This window comes from Photobacterium marinum, from assembly GCF_000331515.1.
GTDB classification, from domain to species: domain Bacteria; phylum Pseudomonadota; class Gammaproteobacteria; order Enterobacterales; family Vibrionaceae; genus Photobacterium; species Photobacterium marinum.
Genome location: NZ_AMZO01000020.1, coordinates 23,392 through 41,336, shown reverse-complemented (window position 1 = coordinate 41,336; position 17,945 = coordinate 23,392). Strand labels below are relative to the sequence as shown.

20 protein-coding genes are annotated in these 17,945 nt (G+C 48.3%); 18 read left to right on the top strand and 2 right to left on the bottom strand.

The annotated features are described in order from the left end of the window. Positions 1 to 2: 2 nt before the first annotated feature. The 6 genes from C942_RS13300 (at position 3) to C942_RS13275 (ending at position 6,616) form a co-directional block, all read left to right on the top strand. Positions 3 to 2,294, top strand: a complete 2,292-nt coding sequence (locus C942_RS13300; RefSeq protein WP_007466473.1) for a chemotaxis protein CheA — start codon at positions 3 to 5, stop codon at positions 2,292 to 2,294. 144 nt (positions 2,295 to 2,438) lie between these two features. Further along, the gene (locus C942_RS13295; protein WP_007466472.1) at positions 2,439 to 3,569 is read left to right on the top strand and encodes a protein-glutamate methylesterase/protein-glutamine glutaminase; all 1,131 of its coding nucleotides are present in this window, start codon (positions 2,439 to 2,441) and stop codon (positions 3,567 to 3,569) included. Positions 3,570 to 3,579: 10 nt separating this feature from the next. Beyond that, positions 3,580 to 4,359, top strand: a complete 780-nt coding sequence (locus tag C942_RS13290; protein ID WP_007466471.1) for a ParA family protein — start codon at positions 3,580 to 3,582, stop codon at positions 4,357 to 4,359. Further along, the gene (locus tag C942_RS13285) at positions 4,349 to 5,668 is read left to right on the top strand and encodes a chemotaxis protein CheW (protein WP_007466470.1); all 1,320 of its coding nucleotides are present in this window, start codon (positions 4,349 to 4,351) and stop codon (positions 5,666 to 5,668) included. Before C942_RS13290 ends, C942_RS13285 begins: the two co-directional genes overlap by 11 nt. Positions 5,669 to 5,687: 19 nt before the next feature. After that, entirely contained in the window at positions 5,688 to 6,182 is a 495-nt protein-coding gene (locus C942_RS13280) for a chemotaxis protein CheW (RefSeq protein ID WP_007466469.1), read from the top strand. After that, positions 6,182 to 6,616, top strand: coding sequence for a DUF2802 domain-containing protein (locus C942_RS13275; protein ID WP_007466468.1), 435 nt, complete (start codon positions 6,182 to 6,184; stop codon positions 6,614 to 6,616). Before C942_RS13280 ends, C942_RS13275 begins: the two co-directional genes overlap by 1 nt. A gap of 35 nt (positions 6,617 to 6,651) precedes the next feature. On the opposite strand, the gene C942_RS13270 is transcribed toward C942_RS13275, so the two are convergent. Continuing rightward, complete coding sequence (locus tag C942_RS13270) at positions 6,652 to 6,945, bottom strand: EscU/YscU/HrcU family type III secretion system export apparatus switch protein (RefSeq protein WP_007466467.1); 294 nt, start codon at positions 6,943 to 6,945, stop codon at positions 6,652 to 6,654. A 12-nt stretch (positions 6,946 to 6,957) separates the two neighbouring features. After that, positions 6,958 to 7,809 (bottom strand): hypothetical protein, encoded by an 852-nt coding sequence (locus C942_RS13265; RefSeq protein ID WP_036800136.1) that lies wholly within the window; start codon positions 7,807 to 7,809, stop codon positions 6,958 to 6,960. 117 nt (positions 7,810 to 7,926) lie between these two features. Here C942_RS13265 and ccmA point away from each other — a divergent pair, with 117 nt between their 5' ends. From ccmA to rfbA, 12 genes are all read left to right on the top strand, one after another. Beyond that, complete coding sequence (gene ccmA, locus C942_RS13260; RefSeq protein WP_007466465.1) at positions 7,927 to 8,577, top strand: cytochrome c biogenesis heme-transporting ATPase CcmA; 651 nt, start codon at positions 7,927 to 7,929, stop codon at positions 8,575 to 8,577. Positions 8,578 to 8,583: 6 nt separating this feature from the next. After that, a complete protein-coding gene (gene ccmB, locus C942_RS13255) occupies positions 8,584 to 9,252 on the top strand; it encodes a heme exporter protein CcmB (protein WP_007466464.1) in 669 nt (222 codons plus the stop codon). Positions 9,253 to 9,294: 42 nt separating this feature from the next. Beyond that, positions 9,295 to 10,026, top strand: coding sequence for a heme ABC transporter permease (locus tag C942_RS13250; protein WP_007466463.1), 732 nt, complete (start codon positions 9,295 to 9,297; stop codon positions 10,024 to 10,026). Between the two features lie 7 nt (positions 10,027 to 10,033). Then, complete coding sequence (ccmD, locus tag C942_RS13245) at positions 10,034 to 10,240, top strand: heme exporter protein CcmD (protein ID WP_007466462.1); 207 nt, start codon at positions 10,034 to 10,036, stop codon at positions 10,238 to 10,240. Further along, on the top strand, positions 10,237 to 10,722 hold the full coding sequence (gene ccmE, locus C942_RS13240) for a cytochrome c maturation protein CcmE (protein WP_007466461.1): 486 nt from the start codon (positions 10,237 to 10,239) through the stop codon (positions 10,720 to 10,722). Before ccmD ends, ccmE begins: the two co-directional genes overlap by 4 nt. Further along, positions 10,719 to 12,698, top strand: coding sequence for a heme lyase CcmF/NrfE family subunit (locus C942_RS13235; protein ID WP_007466460.1), 1,980 nt, complete (start codon positions 10,719 to 10,721; stop codon positions 12,696 to 12,698). Before ccmE ends, C942_RS13235 begins: the two co-directional genes overlap by 4 nt. Further along, positions 12,698 to 13,252 (top strand): DsbE family thiol:disulfide interchange protein, encoded by a 555-nt coding sequence (locus tag C942_RS13230; RefSeq protein WP_007466459.1) that lies wholly within the window; start codon positions 12,698 to 12,700, stop codon positions 13,250 to 13,252. Before C942_RS13235 ends, C942_RS13230 begins: the two co-directional genes overlap by 1 nt. Beyond that, positions 13,249 to 13,752 carry a cytochrome c-type biogenesis protein gene (locus tag C942_RS13225; RefSeq protein ID WP_007466458.1) on the top strand — a complete coding sequence of 168 codons (504 nt, stop codon included), beginning with the start codon at positions 13,249 to 13,251 and terminating at the stop codon, positions 13,750 to 13,752. Before C942_RS13230 ends, C942_RS13225 begins: the two co-directional genes overlap by 4 nt. Continuing rightward, the gene (ccmI, locus tag C942_RS13220; RefSeq protein ID WP_007466457.1) at positions 13,752 to 14,963 is read left to right on the top strand and encodes a c-type cytochrome biogenesis protein CcmI; all 1,212 of its coding nucleotides are present in this window, start codon (positions 13,752 to 13,754) and stop codon (positions 14,961 to 14,963) included. Before C942_RS13225 ends, ccmI begins: the two co-directional genes overlap by 1 nt. A gap of 74 nt (positions 14,964 to 15,037) precedes the next feature. Then, positions 15,038 to 15,853: an MlaA family lipoprotein gene (locus C942_RS13215; protein ID WP_007466456.1), complete on the top strand. Its 816-nt coding sequence runs from the start codon at positions 15,038 to 15,040 to the stop codon at positions 15,851 to 15,853. 153 nt (positions 15,854 to 16,006) lie between these two features. Then, positions 16,007 to 17,074, top strand: coding sequence for a dTDP-glucose 4,6-dehydratase (rfbB, locus tag C942_RS13210; RefSeq protein ID WP_007466455.1), 1,068 nt, complete (start codon positions 16,007 to 16,009; stop codon positions 17,072 to 17,074). Then, positions 17,074 to 17,937: a glucose-1-phosphate thymidylyltransferase RfbA gene (gene rfbA, locus C942_RS13205; RefSeq protein ID WP_036800131.1), complete on the top strand. Its 864-nt coding sequence runs from the start codon at positions 17,074 to 17,076 to the stop codon at positions 17,935 to 17,937. The genes rfbB and rfbA overlap by 1 nt, the downstream gene beginning before the upstream one ends. Positions 17,938 to 17,945 lie beyond the last annotated feature (8 nt).

Here is a 17,945-nt window from a genome sequence, read left to right as displayed (position 1 = left end):
ATATGAGCTTTGATTTAGACGAAGACATCCTGCAGGATTTTTTAATTGAAGCAGGAGAAATTCTTGAGTTGCTGTCTGAGCAGCTGGTAGAGCTTGAGCGTAGCCCTGATGATTCAGAGCTCCTCAATGCGATTTTCCGTGGCTTCCATACGGTGAAAGGTGGCGCTGGTTTCCTTTCTTTGACTCACCTTGTTGACGCATGTCACGGGGCAGAGAACATTTTTGACTTGCTGAGAACCGGCAAGCGAAGCGTCACACCAGAGCTGATGGATGTGATCCTGGAAGCACTGGATACCATTAATGAGATGTTCAGTAAGGTCCAGGAACGTGAACCGACTGAGCCTGCTGAGCAGAGCCTGCTTGATGCGCTTCATCGCTTCAGTCAGCCGCCAACAGCTGAAGAACTAGCACAGCCGGAAGCTTCTGAAGCAGAACCGGTCGTTGAGCCTGTTGTTGAAGAACCTGTTGTTCAACAACCTGAAGTGCCAGAGCCAGTTGCAGCTGCTCCGTCTTCTGAAACTGTCATTGCTGGTGATTCCGTTGATGACATGACTCAAGATGAGTTTGATCGTCTACTTGATGAGCTTCATGGTGTTGGTAATGGCCCTTCTGTTGATACCATACCAGCCGCCGCCCCTCAGGCCGCTCCGCAAAATAATGCTGCGGAAGTTATTGATCAGATCAAGTCTGAAAGCGGCGATATTACAGATGATGAATTCGAGCGTTTGCTTGATGAACTACATGGTGCAGGTAAAGCTCCGGGCAATGGTGATGCTCCTGTTGCCCCTGCGGTTTCAGCGCCTGCCCCTGTGGTTTCTGCGTCAACTGTACCTGATGACACCGGTGCCAGTAATGGCGACGATGATCTGATGACAGATGATGAGTTCGAGAAACTGCTTGATGAATTGCACGGTTCAGGCAAAGGCCCTTCAGTAGAAGAGCTGGAATTTGCAACTAAGCCTGTTGCCGATATGATCGCCGAAACTAAGCCTGAGTCTAAGCCAGCTGCGCCAGTTGCTAAACCAGCGGCAGCTCCTGTCCCGAAAACGGCACCAGCTCCGGCGGCGAATAAGCCTGCACCTGCACCAAAAGCTGCAGCAGCTGCGAAGGACAAAGTAAAACCAACGGCAGAAGCAACCGTTCGTGTTGATACTTCAACATTGGATACCATCATGAATATGGTGGGAGAGTTGGTTTTGGTTCGTAACCGTCTGGTTAGCCTTGGTCTGAACACCAACGATGAAGATATGTCCAAAGCGGTTGCTAACCTTGATGTGGTTACAGCTGACTTGCAAGGCGCGGTGATGAAGACCCGCATGCAGCCAATCAAGAAAGTATTTGGCCGTTTCCCTCGCGTTGTTCGTGACCTGGCTCGTAGCCTGAAGAAAGACATCGTGCTGGAAATGCGTGGTGAAGATACGGACCTGGATAAAAACCTGGTTGAGGCACTTGCGGATCCACTGGTCCACTTGGTGCGTAACTCGGTTGACCATGGTATCGAAATGCCTGACGTTCGTGAGAAAGCAGGTAAACCACGTGTTGGTACCGTACTGCTGTCGGCATCTCAGGAAGGTGATCATATCTTGCTAACCATCGAAGATGATGGGGGCGGTATGGATCCGGATAAGCTGCGCGGCATTGCAGTTGAGCGCGGTGTCATGGATGCAGATGCAGCATCCCGTTTGACAGATACTGAATGTTACAACTTGATCTTCGCACCGGGTTTCTCGACCAAGAAAGAGATCTCAGATATTTCTGGTCGTGGTGTAGGTATGGACGTGGTGAAGACAGGTATCAGCCAGCTTAACGGTTCAATCAGCATTGATTCGGCGCTGGGTAAAGGTACTCGTATCGATATCAAGGTACCGCTGACTCTGGCTATTTTGCCAACCCTGATGGTTGGTGTTGCTGAGCAGCCGTTTGCTCTGCCTTTGGCCAGCGTAAACGAAATTTTCCATCTTGATCTGCGTAAGACCAATGTAGTTGATGGCCAGCTGACGATTATCGTTCGTGATAAAGCTATTCCGCTGTTCTATCTGCAGGACTGGCTGACAGCTGTTGGTCTGCCTGAACGCGAACGTGAACATGGCCACGTTGTTATTGTTCAGATTGGTCACCAGCGCATCGGCTTTGTTGTTGATGCTCTGATTGGTCAGGAAGAGGTTGTGATTAAGCCATTGGATGAACTGTTGCAGGGTACGCCGGGTATGGCGGGTGCAACCATCACCAGTGATGGCCACATTGCTCTGATTCTGGATGTACCAAACCTTCTGAAACACTACGCAACACGCTAATTATCCTTGGGGGCGTGCAAACGCCCCTAATTAGTAGCGAACTTAACCATTATTTGGCTTGAGGTATACCTTGAGAGATTGTCGCCAGATAATTGTTCAGTTTGTTATAGGCTGGGAAACTCATATATACGGGATAAGAATAATATGGCAGTGAAAGTATTGGTGGTGGATGATTCAAGCTTTTTCCGCCGCCGGGTCAGTGAAATTATTAACTCCGATCCTCGCCTTGAGGTAATTGGTAACGCCGTTAACGGTAAGGAAGCCGTCGAGCTGACTAAGAAGCTTCAGCCGGATGTGATCACCATGGATATCGAAATGCCTGTTATGGATGGTATTACTGCCGTGCGTGAAATCATGAAAAGTGCGCCAACGCCAATCCTGATGTTCTCATCCCTGACTCATGAAGGGGCGAAAGCAACACTGGATGCGCTGGATGCCGGTGCGCTGGATTTTCTGCCTAAGAAATTTGAAGATATCGCCCGTAACCGCGATGAAGCGGTAGGCCTGCTGCAAAAACGTGTCGGTGAATTGGCTCGTAAACGAGTCTTCATGCGCCGTGCTACGCGTCCGGCTGCCACCGCTGCCGCAACACGTGAAGTGAGTAAACCGGTCGCAGGCCGTACCACGGCACCTACTCGTACTGCGGCTCGTCCGGCAACAGCAAAAGCGGCTCCAGCTCGCTTCAAAGCTTCAGGTAAGAAATACCAGCTAATGGCGATTGGTACTTCAACCGGTGGCCCTGTGGCTCTGCAGAAAATTCTGACCAAACTTCCGGCAAACTTTCCTTATCCGATTGTATTGATCCAGCACATGCCTGCGACTTTTACGGCTGCTTTTGCTGCACGTTTGAACAACCTCTGCAAAATCGGGGTCAAAGAAGCTGAGGATGGTGATAGCCTGAAACCGGGAATGGCTTATTTGGCTCCGGGCGGTTTGCAGATGATGCTGGAAGGCCGTCCTGGTGCGGCGAGGCTCCGCATTGTTGATGGCGGTGACCGTATGAACTACAAGCCGTGTGTTGATGTTACATTTGGCTCTGCTGCAAAAATTTACCACGACAAAGTTCTGTCTATGGTTTTGACCGGTATGGGTGCTGATGGCCGAGAAGGTGCACGCATGCTGAAGAGCAGCGGGTCTACCATTTGGGCACAGGATGAAGATAGTTGCGTGGTATATGGTATGCCACAAGCGGTAGCAAAAGCGGGGATTTCCAGTGAAGATTTACCGCTAGACCGGATTGCGGAACGCATTCTGGTTGAGGTAGGAATGGCGTAGGGAGTTCGCATTGATCGTTTGGAGTATAGCCAACCAAAAAGGGGGCGTCGGGAAAACAACGACGACCATAACCTTGGCTGGGCTGTTGAGCGAGCGTAACAAGCGAGTATTGTTGGTAGACACCGACCCTCACTCCTCGTTGACGACCTATCTCAATTTTGATGCGGATACTGTACCGTCGAGTCTGTTTGATTTATTTCAGCTCAACGAGGTTAACCGAGATACGGTTCGCCCGCTGATCATGAATACACAGTTCAAGAACATTGACATTATTCCGGCCCATATGTCGCTGGCGACATTGGATCGGGTTATGGGCAATCGAGGCGGAATGGGGCTGGTGCTGAAAAAAGCACTCAAAAGCCTGGAAGACGATTATGACTATGTGCTGATCGACTGCCCGCCGATTCTTGGAGTGATGATGGTTAATGCCTTGGCGGCAAGCCATCGGATCCTTATCCCGGTACAGACCGAATTTTTGGCGATGAAGGGGCTGGAGCGTATGATGCGCACCCTGCAGATTATGCAGAAATCCCGAGCCTCAGAATTTAATGTTACTGTTGTGCCGACGATGTACGATAAGCGTACCCGGGCATCGTTGCAGACTCTGCAGGAGCTGAAAGTCAGGTTTCCTGAGCAGGTATGGGCCTCGGCAGTACCGATTGACACCAAGTTCCGTGATGCCAGTATCAAGCACATGCCGCCATCACTGTTTGCTCGCAGTTGTCGTGGCGTTTTTGCCTATAAGACCCTGTTAAATTATCTGGAGCGCCTTGACCAAGATGAGCGATAAACAGCGTCTTACCAGTGAACAAGTACTGGATGATTATTTCTTAGATTTGCTGGTTGAGCCTGAACCGGAAGAGGTTGAGCCACAGGAAGCTGATGAGCCAAAAACAGCAGCAGATTTAGCTGAAGATTCTGTAGCTGATGCCGATAAAGCTGAAAGTCAGGAGTCAGAGCAGGCTGCTGATAACAGCACTGAAGGCTCAGACAGTGAGGCACCTGAAGATGAGAGCTCTGATACTAAAAGTGCGTTAGCGCCTCCTCAGAATACAGTAACAGATGCCGAACCGGAGTCTCCTGCACAAGACGATCAGGAGACAATGTCTGCGCCTTTTGATTTTGAACGTTTATCGGAATCAACAGAAGATTCTGATGCAGGCTATGACGGTGATATTGATGTCGAACTGAATTTGTCGACACCAATTGGCAAGATACCTGGTTGGGTACCGCAGGTTCAGGAAAAAGTAGAAATTGTGTCGGCAGTACCATTTGCCGAACAACCTGAGTCTGATATGGAAGGGGTGCAACGTCTGCTCAGTCAGCTGAATCGGATGCAGCCCGAACCAAAAGCTGAACCTGAGTCTGAACAGGAACCAGCGGCGACGCTGGAATCGTCTGTAATGACAGATATTTCGGAAGCGTTGCCGGAAGAAGCGGACGCGGAACCCGCGGTAATTCCGCAGGAACAAATTACCAGGGCAGAGTCGGAGCCAGAAGCCGAACCTGTCTTGGTTGAACCCGAGCAAGCCGAGCCTGTTTATGATGTCAATCATGAAATTGAACATGCAGAGCCGGAAGTGCTTGTTGAACCGGAAACCCAGGCAGGAGGTGATGAACCGCCGGAGCTGTGGCAGGAAAAACAAGAAGCGGGTTCGGAATTCCAGGCCTTGTTCTTTGAAGTCAATGAGGTGACATTCGCCGTACCATTGACAGAACTTGGCGGGATCCATCAGCTGGGAGAGGTGAACCACCTGTTAGGTCGTCCACCTTGGTACCTGGGCCTGATGACCAACCGTGAGCATCAGCTGGATGTGGTAGATACTGCCCGTTGGGTGATGCCGGAAAAACTGAGTTCCGATGAACATCAGGAAAATTATCGTTATATCGTGATGTTGGGGGAAAGTAAGTGGGGACTGGCTTGTGACAAGCTCCACGGTACCGAAACCCTGACGGAGCAAAGTGTTCGCTGGCGGGAGAAGGCGGGGAAACGCCCTTGGCTTGCCGGAATGGTTAAAGATAAAATGTGTGCTCTAATTCATGTTAACGAGCTAATATCTATGCTGAGAGCCGGCTTAGATGTTAAAAGTGTAATATAAGAGCCGAAGAGGAAACATCATGTCTCAGGTTAGTGTAGCCGAAATTCAAAAAGAAGACGGTAACGATCAAGTACTGCAGTGGGTGACATTCCAGCTGGAAGATGAAACCTACGGTATTAACGTAATGCAGGTACGTGAAGTACTGCGTTATTCTGAAATCGCGCCAGTTCCGGGTGCGCCAGATTATGTTCTGGGTATCATCAACCTGCGTGGTAATGTGGTAACGGTTATCGATACCCGTTCTCGCTTTGGCCTGATGCCAGGTGAAATCACAGACAATACCCGTATTGTTATTATCGAAGCTGAAAAGCAGGTAGTTGGTATTCTGGTAGACAGTGTTGCGGAAGTAGTTTACCTGCGCAGCTCTGAAATCGACACCACTCCAAGCGTGGGTACTGAAGAAAGTGCCAAGTTTATCCAGGGCGTGAGCAACCGTGATGGCGAGCTGCTAATTCTGGTTGACTTGAATAAGCTGCTTTCTGACGAAGAATGGGAAGATATGGCGTACTTGTAATGCTAGACCTGCTTTTGCAATGGTTGCCAATTGTCATCGCAATACTCGCTGTTGTGGTTTCATGGCTGCTCGTCAGCCGTGAAAAAAAAGCCCGTCAGGCACTGGAGTCAAAGTTTGCTGCAACTGAGCTGGTTCTGAAAAATGCACGGCACCAGCATGAAAGTTTGATCAAACAGTTTAATGAACTGCGTGCCGGTACGATGGGTATGAGCCAGAAGCTGGCGGATATGGCGAATCAGCTTGAGCTACTGGAGGATCGACAGGGTGAAATCTCTATGTTGGATCCTGAGGGTAAGCTGTATACCCGTGCCAGCAAAATGGTTGAGCTGGGTGCCGATGTCAATGAGTTAATGGAAGAATGTGATCTACCAAAAGCTGAAGCTGAACTCTTGTTGCGCTTGCAGCAGAAGATGGCACAGCCCAGACGCCGATAATGATGTTTTCATTTTAGCCGTCGTTGCTATTTGCATTAGACCAGCTCGTCAATACCTGAAAGCCCTTCCCATCCGGGAGGGGTTTTTCCGTTCAGGACCCATGAAAACGCAATCAGCTCTGCAATAATTCGGTAGAGGCTTTCTGGGATTTCATCGCCGATTTCTAGCTGATTAAGGTATTCGCTCAATGCCTCGTCTTCATGGATTAAGCCTCCCTGCTTTTTCACTTGTTCAATAATATGCTCGGCAAGGTGGTTATATCCTTTGGCAGTGACTGTCGGAGTCTGGTAACCGTCATAGTGCAGGGCAATCGCGCGTTTATCTTTCATATCGTCATGTCCTTATACCAGAATCGAAAAGCCATCGATGTCAGTACTATTATCAAGGCATAATGGCTGAGCCAGCTTAAAAGTGGCCGGTTCGGTTTGGATCCCAAGCATTGCCAGTCGCTCTGACAGGAGCGGAGCCAGCAGTTCAGTGCGTTCGAGTAACAGGTTGTTGTCTGATTCGAAAGCCAGGTTCAGCTTCTGCTGATCCCAGATCGCGACAGCCTGAACAGCGTCACTGGCGCCGACCGGTAAGTTTATCTGTACTTGCCAGCGTGGCTTTTGATCATTCTTACGTTTGCTGCCGGATTGATTGTCTTTTTCTATTGATAGCTTCACTTCCCGGCCGTTGGCCTGAAGTAAGTGCAGATGAATGACTGTTGCTTCATTTTCTTTAACTGTCGGTGCCATTCGCTGTTCTGCCGCCAGTTTGAGTAAAGCAGTGAACTCTTCCTGCTTATCTGCAGGGAACTGTTGAAGCCATTGCTTAAGCGGACTGTCTGGTTGGCTGGCCTGTTTTAATAGCAAAGCCAGGGTTTTCTTTCCGGCACCCTGTTGTAGCCACTGGACAATAGCTGATTGATTTTCCGGCACCAAAAGCTGAGACAATAAATTTGTGATAGTGGATTGTGCTGGTGTCTGTGACGGTGAAGAAGGAAATGAATGGGCTATGAAAGTTGTAAAAAACCGTTGCAGCACATTCAGTTGTGTTAGTAGCTGAGTTAGCTGGGAATTTTGTACTGCTGCCTGCGTATTGGTACTTACTGTTTGAGCAAACTTATGATTTGTCTCATTTACTGGCACTATTTTAGGGCTAGTTTGTCCATTCTTAATTAAAGCAGTAGCTTGCTGGTGATCGATACGCATGGAGGTCACATTTACTTACCTAAGTGATCGAACTATACAACCGGTTGTCTAACAAAATTATAAACCTGTGTGGTAATATGCGATCTTAATTGTGTCACCTAGGATACATCATTTTATATGTTGTCTGTAGAAGAATTAAGCTGTGTCCGCGATGAGCGGGTGCTGTTCGATAATCTGTCATTTCAGGTTTCCTCCGGAGACCTGGTTCAGATCGAAGGGCATAACGGCGCAGGGAAAACGACGCTGCTTCGGATCATTGCAGGTCTCGGGCGGGCAGACAGCGGGACTGTGTGCTGGAAAAAAGAAGACATTGAATCGGCACGGGAAGATTATCATCAGGATTTACTGTTTCTTGGCCACCAGACCGGGGTCAAGCGTGAGTTAACTGCTTTTGAAAACCTGGCCTTTTTTCAGGCAATGCACAGGGATTCACAGGAAAGTGATTTGACTGGTTTGCCGCAGGTCAGCGGTGAGGATTGCCTGTGGCAGGCTCTGGCCCTTGTGGGGCTTGCTGGTCGCGAAGATGTGCCTGCTGGACAGTTGTCTGCCGGGCAGCAGCGCCGTGTTGCTTTGGCGCGTTTATGGATCAGCAACCATAAGCTGTGGATTTTGGATGAGCCTCTGACTGCAATAGACAAACAAGGTGTGAAGGTGCTGGAACGGTTGTTCCTTTCCCATGTTGAACGTGGCGGGATTGTAATCCTGACCACGCACCAGGATATGTTCACCGACAGTAACCATTTACGTAAGATTAAGTTGGGGCTGTAATTTTAGATGTTTGGCGCTATTTTTCAGGTCATACGAAGAGAACTGCTGATAGCGTTCCGTCGTCAGGCCGAAGTGTTCAACCCGTTGTGGTTTTTTATTATTGTTATCACCCTGTTTCCATTAGGGGTGGGGCCAGAGCCAAACTTGCTGGCGCGTATTGCTCCGGGCATTGTTTGGGTTGCGGCTTTGCTGGCGGCTTTGCTATCGCTTGAGCGTCTGTTTCGTGATGACTTCGTTGATGGCTCGTTGGAACAGATGCTGCTGATGCCGACACCTTTGCCGGTGCTGGCTTTTGCTAAGATGGTCGCGCATTGGGTGCTTACTGGTGTGCCTTTATTATTAATCAGTCCGTTGCTGGCTATTTTGTTGTCACTGGATTGGGAAACCTGGAAAGCGGTAGTGCTGACCCTACTAATAGGCACACCGACATTGAGCTTTCTGGGGGCTATTGGGGTAGCTCTGACCGTCGGTTTAAGAAAAGGTGGGGTTTTATTGAGTTTGCTCATATTACCACTTTATATTCCTGTGCTTATATTCGCGACTTCCGCGATTGATGCAGCGAGTCTGGGTATGCCTTTTAACGGTCAATTAGCGCTGATGGGCGCGATGCTGGCAGGTTCAGTAACACTGGCTCCGTTTGCAGTGGCTGCATCGCTGCGCATAAGTGTGAACTAATATTTTTATAACTATATTTCTATTGAGTAGAGAAAATTATTTATGTGGAAGTGGTTACATCCCTACGCAAAGGCTGAAAACTGTTACCGTCTGTGCGGTACCCTGCTGCCCTGGTTCTCTGTCCTGGCATTGCTGGGAATCATTACCGGCACTGTCTGGGGCCTGATGTTTGCGCCAACTGATTACCAGCAAGGTGACAGTTTCCGAATTATTTACCTCCATGTTCCTGCGGCTATCTGGTCGATGGGGGCCTATATGTCGATGGCGATTGCCGCTTTGATCGGCTTGGTATGGCAGATCCGTCTTTCTGATATGGCGGCTGCGGCTATGGCACCGATTGGTGCGGTATTTACCGTGATTGCCCTGCTGACAGGTGCGATTTGGGGTAAACCTATGTGGGGCGCATGGTGGGTATGGGATGCCCGTTTGACCTCTGAACTTATCCTTCTTTTCCTATACCTTGGTGTAATTGCCCTATACAGTGCATTTGATGACCAGAAAACAGCCGCTAAGGCTGCCGGTATTCTGGCGATTGTCGGTGTGATTAACCTGCCGATCATTCATTTTTCTGTGGAGTGGTGGAATACCCTGCACCAGGGAGCAACCATCACTAAATTTGATAAACCGTCGATGGACAGCACCATGTTGTGGCCGTTGCTTCTTAACATCGTCGGTTTTGCCTGTTTCTTTGGTGCAGTAACCTTGGTTCGTCTTCGTAACGAGATTATTGCCCGTGAAAGCCATCGCCCTTGGGTACGTGAATTAATGAAGTGAGGCCATCATGCATTTTGAATCATTTAGTGAATTTCTGGCTATGGGTGGCTACGCGTCATACGTTTGGAGCGCTTACGGCATCTCCTTTGCGGCCCTGCTTTGGATTTTAGTTTCTAGCCTTAATAAAAAACGCCGTTTAGCGGCGGAAATCAAAAATAAAATCGCTCGTGAGCATCGTATTAAAGAAGCGAAAAAACTGGAGAACACACTATGAACCCGAGACGTAAAAAACGCCTGACGCTGTTGCTGGCGCTGGTGGTGGGCCTCGGCGCAACCGTCGGTTTGATTCTGTATGCGTTAAACCAGAATATGGACCTGTTCTATACCCCGACAGAACTGGTGCAGGGTAAGCCTGACGGCACCAAACCGGAAGTCGGCCAGCGTTTGCGCATCGGCGGTATGGTTGTGAAAGGTTCGGTACAGCGTGATCCTCAGTCACTGGAGGTACAGTTTGATGTTGCGGATGTAGGTCCGGCTGTAACGATCAAGTATGACGGTATCCTGCCTGACTTGTTCCGTGAAGGTCAGGGTATTGTGGCACAGGGCGTATTGGTTAATGCAACCACGATTGAAGCCCATGAAGTGCTGGCGAAGCACGATGAAGAATATATGCCACCTGAGGTGGCAGAAGCTATGAAGAAAACCCATGAACCGCTTCAGTATTCTGAGGCTCAGCTGCAGGGTAGTGTTCAATGATTGCAGAATTAGGGCATTTCAGCCTGATTGTTGCGTTGGGTCTGTCGATCCTCGCAAGTATCTATCCATTGTATGGTGCCACAGTCGGTAACCAGGCAATGATGAGAATGGCACGACCGCTAACATACGGTGTATTTGGTATGTTGTCGCTCTCGTTTGCCGTATTGTGCTGGGCTTTCTATAGCAATGATTTTACTGTTGCGTATGTAGCCAGCAACTCTAACAGTATGCTGCCGTGGTATTACCGTATTACTGCAGTATGGGGCGCACACGAAGGCTCTTTGTTGCTATGGGTGTTGATCCAGGCGACGTGGGCAGCTGCGGTTGCTATGTTCAGCCGTGGTATGCCGCTGGAGTCGGTGTCTCGCGTACTGGCAGTTATGGGGATGATTTCAGTTGGCTTCCTGCTATTTATCATCATGACATCTAACCCGTTCCTTCGCACTCTGCCTTTCTTCCCTGTCGATGGTCGCGACCTGAACCCGCTTCTTCAGGATCCGGGGCTGATCATTCACCCGCCAATGCTGTATATGGGGTATGTAGGTTTCTCGGTGGCTTTTGCCTTTGCAATTGCATCACTGATGACCGGACGCCTTGATACCGCATGGGCGCGCTGGTCTCGTCCATGGACTATTGCTGCATGGTCATTCCTGACTCTGGGTATCGCGCTGGGCTCATGGTGGGCTTACTACGAGCTTGGCTGGGGTGGCTGGTGGTTCTGGGATCCGGTAGAAAACGCATCCTTCATGCCATGGCTTGCCGGTACTGCACTGATGCACTCACTGGCAGTGACGGAAAAACGCGGCACCTTCAAAGCATGGACTGTACTGCTGGCGATCTCTGCGTTCTCTCTGAGCCTGCTAGGTACCTTCCTGGTCCGTTCCGGTGTGCTGGTATCGGTTCACGCGTTTGCGTCTGATCCGGCTCGTGGTATGTTCATTCTTGGCTTCCTGGTTGTCGTCATCGGTGGCTCGCTGCTGCTGTATGCGCTGCGTGGCAGTCAGATCCGCGCACGCGGCAACTACAGTTTGTTCTCGCGTGAGAACCTGCTGCTTGCAAACAACCTGCTGTTGATCGCTGGACTGGTCGTTGTCCTTATTGGTACCTTGCTGCCGTTGATCCACAAGCAGATTGGTCTTGGTTCAGTGTCTATCGGTGTACCTTTCTTCAACACCCTGTTCACTTGGCTGATGATCCCGTTTGCTTTCATTCTGGGTATCGGTCCGCTGGTTCGCTGGAAGCGTGACAAAGTTTCAAATATTCGTAAGCAGCTGATTGTCTCTGCTGCGGTTACCATTCCTGTGTCGGTGCTGTCTATTGTCCTGTTTGCTGACACTATAGAGCCGCTGGCAATTCTTGGCCTGCTGATGGCGGTGTGGATTGTTATCATGCACGGCTTTGAGCTGTACGGGCGTGCGACGCACCGTCACAGCCTGATGACAGGTCTTCGCAAGCTTGGTCGCAGTCACTGGGCGATGGTGCTGGGCCACATCGGTCTTGCCGTGTCGCTGATCGGTATTACCCTGGTGTCTAACTACGATCTGGAGCGCGATGTGCGTCTGGCTCCGGGTGAGACAGTACAGGTTGAAGGTTATGACTTTAACTTTGTAGGCCTGCGTGATGCTGACGGTCCGAACTACGACGGTTATATAGCAGACTTCCACATTACCAGTAACGGTAAGTTTGTCACAATGCTTCACGCTGAGAAGCGCTTTTACAGTGTAGCCGGTTCGATGATGACTGAAGCGGCGATCGACAGCGGTGTTACCCGCGACCTTTATGTTGCCATGGGTGAGAAACTGGGTGACGGCGCATGGGCTGTCCGTATTTACTACAAGCCATTTGTGAACTGGATTTGGTTCGGCGCTGTTTTGATGGCGCTGGGTGGAGCCTTTGCGATTAGTGATAAGCGCTACCGTTTCCGTAAAAAAGCGCAGGCAAATGTAAAAGTGGCCAAACAGGTTGAGGCTAACTGATGAATAAGAAATTATTGTTTGTACCACTGGGACTGTTTCTTACCCTGGTACTGATTTTTATGGTTCAGCTGACCCGTAATGCGGGTGGTGATGACCCAACTAAATTGGAATCCGTACTGGTCGGTAAGCCTGTTCCTGAATTCAAGCTGGAAGATTTGGTTGAAGCCGGCAAATTGTATGAACAGGACATTTTCAAAGGCGAACCATTGCTGCTGAATGTCTGGGCAACTTGGTGTCCGACTTGTTATGCCGAACACCAATACCTAAATGAGTTGGCAGGAAAGGGCGTAAAAATCATTGGCCTTAACTACAAAGATGAGCGTCTGAAAGCGGTCAACTGGTTAAATAAGTTGGGTAATCCATATATTCACAGCCTGTTTGATGGTAATGGCATGCTAGGTATGGACCTGGGCGTTTATGGCGCACCGGAGACTTTCCTGATTGATGCTAAAGGCATTATTCGTTACCGCCATGTCGGTGATGTAAATCCACGTAATTGGGCTGATACACTGGAGCCTATGTACAAGGCTCTGCAGGAGGAAGCGAAGGGATGATCAAACGAATCACAGCCATGCTTCTGGGCATCGGGCTGGCTTTAGCTGCAGCATTGCCTGCGACAGCCGCAATTGATGTTTATGAATTTGAAACAGCAGAGCAGGAGCAGGTTTTCCATGAACTGACTGCGACTTTGCGCTGCCCGAAATGTCAGAACAATAACATTGCAGATTCTAATGCCGAACTTGCTAAGGACATGCGTCAGAAAGCGTATGACATGCTGAGCGAAGGTAAGAGCAAGGATGATGTTATTGATTACATGATTGCCCGTTACGGTAACTTTGTAACCTATGATCCGCCACTGATGCTATCGACCATGATTCTGTGGATTGCCCCGGTGCTGTTTATTCTGGTGGGCTTTACTGTGTTAGTTGCCCGTTCGCGTAAGAGTGGGGAAAAGCAGTCAGAGCCAAAGCTTGACGCAGGTGAAGAGCAACGTCTGAAAGCGCTGATGGAAGAAATGGAACAACAAAAACCGAATGACGGGAAGGTGAAATAATGACGTTGTTTTGGATTGTAACCGTTGTTCTGATTTTAATTGCAGCGGCTATTTTTGTGGTGCCAATCTTTGGTAAACCACAAGATGATATTGCCAGTCGTGATGAGCTGAATAAGGCGTTCTTTAAAGATCGCATCACTGAGCTGGAAAATGAGTCCAGTGAAGGTTTGGTGAATAATCGTGATGAGTTGGTTACTGAGCTTCAGCAATCTTTGCTTGATGACGTACCGGCTAACAGTGAGGAGCATAAATCCGAGGTCAGCCCACTGATGTTGTTGCCGGGTGTGGTTCTGCTGGTGGCGGTTTGTTACGGCATGTACTTCAGCGTTGGTAATATCGGTAAAGTTGAGTCATGGCATCAGACCGTCGCGCAGCTGCCTGAGCTGACCCAGCGTTTGATGGACGAGCAGGGGGCTGAGCCGCTTAGTGATGCAGAGATGACCGATCTGACTTTGGCGCTTCGTACCCGTCTTCATGAGACACCGGATGATGCGACAGGTTGGTTGTTGCTGGGCCGTATCGGTATGGCTAATCGTGATGCAAGCACGGCTGACGGTGCAATGCGACGCGCTTATGCGCTAGACCCGGAGAATCCGGAAGTACAATTGAGCTATGCTCAGTCGCTGATGATGATGGGTAATCCGCAACAAATCGATTTTGCTCGTCAGCTTCTGCGTAGTGTTATCCGTCAGGATCACACCAATCTTCGCGCAATGTCACTGCTGGCGTTTGATGCTTTTGAAAATGGTGAATACTCAAAGGCCGTGTCTTACTGGACCATGATGAAGCAGATGGTTGGCGAAGACGATCCTCGCGCTGAAATGTTGGAGCGTAGTATTGAACGCGCTCGCTCTCAGGTAGCTCAAGAGTCCAATATCGCAACCACAGTTTCTGTTGAAGTGGCACTGGACCCGACAGTGAAGTTGCCTTCAGAAGGGTTGGTGATAGTGTCTGTACATTCTGCGGACGGTGCGCCTATGCCTGTTGCTGCAAGACGTATTCCGCTGTCACAGTTTCCAATCAGCCTGACGATGACGGACAATGACAGCATGATCCCGGAACGTCTAATGTCATCCTTGCCGGAGATGGTCGTTAAGGCTCGTATTGATACTGACGGTAACGTTATGACTAAGAAAGGCGATTGGTATGGTCAAAGCGACGTCGTTACGTTAGGCGGTTCAACGAAAATTGTGATCAACGCCCAATACTAATCTCAAGGCTGGTACAAACAAAGCAGGCCGGATATCATTGTCCGGTCTGCTTTTTCTATGTATGGAATAACCCGTTGAAAAGAATAACCATTTTTTCTCTGCTGTTAATTTTAGGGCTGACTGGCTGTGCCGAGACGCCGAATGATGAAAACCTGAATCAAACAACAGTTGAGACTAATACCGACTATCAGAATACGGAAGATGATTATAACGCGGAGGGTGTTTATGACCCATTTGAGGGCTTTAACCGCGCAATGTGGACCGTAAACTACGATTATCTTGACCCCTATATTGCCCGTCCGGTTTCACTGGCATACGTAGATTATGTACCGTCCCCTGTACGAAGCGGTATCCGCAATTTCCTTTCCAATCTAGATGAACCAGCCAGCATCATTAACAGCCTTATCATGCTTGATGGCGAGCAGGCCGTAACCCATTTTAACCGTTTCTGGATTAACAGTACTTTTGGTTTGTTCGGTTTGATTGATATCGCAACAGCAGCTGACATCCGTAAACCTGGTGATCGTGCATTTGGTGATTCTATGGGTTATCACGGCGTCGGCAACGGCCCGTACTTTATGGTTCCAATGTATGGCCCGGTAACACTGCGTGAAGGTGTTGGTGATACAGTCGATGGTTTGTACTTCCCGCTTAACCTGCTGACTTTTTGGCAAAGCCTGGGTAAATGGGCTTTTGAAGGTATGGAAGATCGCGCTGCACTGGTATCTCAGGAACCACTGCTGAAAGACTCTCCTGACCCATACGTATTTACTCGTGATGCTTACATTCAAAACAAGAACTTCCGTGCTACCGGGGGCAAATCCATTGAGGAAGAACCGGCCGACGAAGAGTATCTGGATGAGTTCCTGGATGAGGTGGATGATTATTGATGAACACCTTTCCATATAGCATGAGAATCGTAGTTTTGGTAATATTCGTACCAAAGCTGACACATGATTTAGCTTTGTCTTTGAATAAATTTACTAATCTACGCGTTAGGGAAGCGGTAAACCCTAGGGCGGTAGCGTGCTTAAAGGACTGAAATGAAAATATTGGTTACTGGTGGTGCTGGTTTTATCGGCTCTGCAGTTGTTCGTCATATCATCAACAATACACAAGACTCCGTTATCAATGTTGATAAGCTGACTTATGCCGGAAATCTTGAATCCCTGGAGTTTGTTCAGGACAATCCGCGTTATGCATTCGAACAAGTCGATATCTGCGAACGTAATGAACTTGAGCGCGTTTTTGAGCAACACCAACCAGATCTTGTGATGCACTTGGCTGCGGAGAGCCATGTTGACCGTTCTATTGATGGTCCTGCTGAGTTCATTCACACTAACATTGTTGGTACTTATACAATGTTGGAAGTTGCTCGTAGCTACTGGAGTCAACTAAGTGAAGACAAGAAGCGGGTCTTTCGATTCCACCATATTTCAACAGATGAAGTTTATGGTGATTTGGAAGGTACCGATGACCTGTTTACTGAGCAAACATCTTATGCGCCATCTAGTCCTTATTCTGCTTCTAAAGCATCAAGTGATCATTTGGTTAGAGCTTGGCTACGTACGTTTGGTTTACCAACAATTGTGACTAACTGTTCGAATAACTATGGTCCATATCATTTCCCTGAAAAGCTGATCCCGTTAATGATTCTTAATGCTCTGGAAGGAAAAGCATTGCCAGTTTACGGTGATGGTATGCAGATTCGCGATTGGTTATTTGTTGAAGATCATGCTTCTGCTTTGTACAAAGTTGTAACTGAAGGTGTAGTTGGTGAGACTTACAACATTGGTGGTCACAATGAAAAAGCCAATATTGATGTAGTGAAAACTATTTGTTCACTACTTGAAGAATTGGTACCTAATAAGCCTTCTGGTGTTGAGCAATACCAAGATTTGATCACTTATGTAAAAGATCGCCCTGGCCACGATGTTCGTTATGCTATTGATGCAAGTAAGATTGATCGTGAATTGGGTTGGAAGCCTGCAGAAACGTTCGAGTCTGGTATTCGTAAAACTGTGGAGTGGTACTTGAATAATAAGAAGTGGTGGAGTCGTGTTCTTGATGGCTCTTATAGTCGCGAGCGTCTTGGTAGTGAGGAAAAGTAATGAAAGGGATTATCTTAGCTGGTGGATCAGGCACTCGTCTTTACCCAATTACGCGTGGCGTATCTAAACAGTTACTACCGATTTATGATAAACCAATGGTTTATTATCCGATCTCAACACTAATGTTAGCTGGAATTCGCGACATTCTGATTATTACAACGCCAGAAGATAACGAAAGCTTCACACGTCTACTTGGTGATGGTTCCGATTTTGGTATTAATCTTGAGTATGCAATCCAGGAAAGTCCGGATGGATTGGCTCAGGCTTTTTTGATTGGTGAAGACTTCATTGGTGAAGATGATTGTTGTCTAGTATTGGGTGATAACATTTTTTATGGTCAGTCATTTAGCAAAACACTCCGTAGTGCTGCTAACAGAGAATCAGGTGCAACCGTCTTTGGTTATCAGGTAAAAGATCCTGAGCGTTTTGGCGTTGTTGAATTTGATGAAAATATGAAGGCTGTTTCTATCGAAGAAAAGCCGCAATATCCGAAATCGAATTATGCTGTAACTGGTTTGTATTTTTATGATAACCGAGTTGTTGATTTTGCTAAACGTGTTGAACCGTCAGCTCGTGGTGAATTGGAAATTACCAGTATTAACCAAATGTACTTGGAAGACGGCTCTCTGAATGTAGAGTTACTTGGACGTGGCTTTGCTTGGCTTGATACTGGTACACATGAAAGCCTTCATGAAGCGTCATCATTCGTACAAACAATCGAGAATGTTCAAGGTTTAAAAGTTGCGTGTCTCGAAGAGATTGCATGGCGTAATGGTTGGTTAAGTGATGAGCAACTTAAAAAATTAGCGCAGCCAATGATGAAGAATGATTATGGTCAGTATTTAATGACGTTGATAAATTAATTATATCG

Bases quoted from the DNA above. Each gene is read 5' to 3' on its own strand.
- C942_RS13300 (WP_007466473.1), top strand. From the start codon at position 3: ATGAGCTTTGATTTAGACGAAGACATCCTGCAGGATTTTTTAATTGAA.
- C942_RS13295 (WP_007466472.1), top strand. From the start codon at position 2,439: ATGGCAGTGAAAGTATTGGTGGTGGATGATTCAAGCTTTTTCCGCCGC.
- C942_RS13285 (WP_007466470.1), top strand. From the start codon at position 4,349: ATGAGCGATAAACAGCGTCTTACCAGTGAACAAGTACTGGATGATTAT.
- C942_RS13280 (WP_007466469.1), top strand. From the start codon at position 5,688: ATGTCTCAGGTTAGTGTAGCCGAAATTCAAAAAGAAGACGGTAACGAT.
- C942_RS13275 (WP_007466468.1), top strand. From the start codon at position 6,182: ATGCTAGACCTGCTTTTGCAATGGTTGCCAATTGTCATCGCAATACTC.
- C942_RS13270 (WP_007466467.1), bottom strand. From the start codon at position 6,945: ATGAAAGATAAACGCGCGATTGCCCTGCACTATGACGGTTACCAGACT.
- C942_RS13265 (WP_036800136.1), bottom strand. From the start codon at position 7,809: ATGCGTATCGATCACCAGCAAGCTACTGCTTTAATTAAGAATGGACAA.
- ccmA (WP_007466465.1), top strand. From the start codon at position 7,927: ATGTTGTCTGTAGAAGAATTAAGCTGTGTCCGCGATGAGCGGGTGCTG.
- ccmB (WP_007466464.1), top strand. From the start codon at position 8,584: ATGTTTGGCGCTATTTTTCAGGTCATACGAAGAGAACTGCTGATAGCG.
- C942_RS13250 (WP_007466463.1), top strand. From the start codon at position 9,295: ATGTGGAAGTGGTTACATCCCTACGCAAAGGCTGAAAACTGTTACCGT.
- ccmD (WP_007466462.1), top strand. From the start codon at position 10,034: ATGCATTTTGAATCATTTAGTGAATTTCTGGCTATGGGTGGCTACGCG.
- ccmE (WP_007466461.1), top strand. From the start codon at position 10,237: ATGAACCCGAGACGTAAAAAACGCCTGACGCTGTTGCTGGCGCTGGTG.
- C942_RS13235 (WP_007466460.1), top strand. From the start codon at position 10,719: ATGATTGCAGAATTAGGGCATTTCAGCCTGATTGTTGCGTTGGGTCTG.
- C942_RS13230 (WP_007466459.1), top strand. From the start codon at position 12,698: ATGAATAAGAAATTATTGTTTGTACCACTGGGACTGTTTCTTACCCTG.
- C942_RS13225 (WP_007466458.1), top strand. From the start codon at position 13,249: ATGATCAAACGAATCACAGCCATGCTTCTGGGCATCGGGCTGGCTTTA.
- ccmI (WP_007466457.1), top strand. From the start codon at position 13,752: ATGACGTTGTTTTGGATTGTAACCGTTGTTCTGATTTTAATTGCAGCG.
- rfbB (WP_007466455.1), top strand. From the start codon at position 16,007: ATGAAAATATTGGTTACTGGTGGTGCTGGTTTTATCGGCTCTGCAGTT.
- rfbA (WP_036800131.1), top strand. From the start codon at position 17,074: ATGAAAGGGATTATCTTAGCTGGTGGATCAGGCACTCGTCTTTACCCA.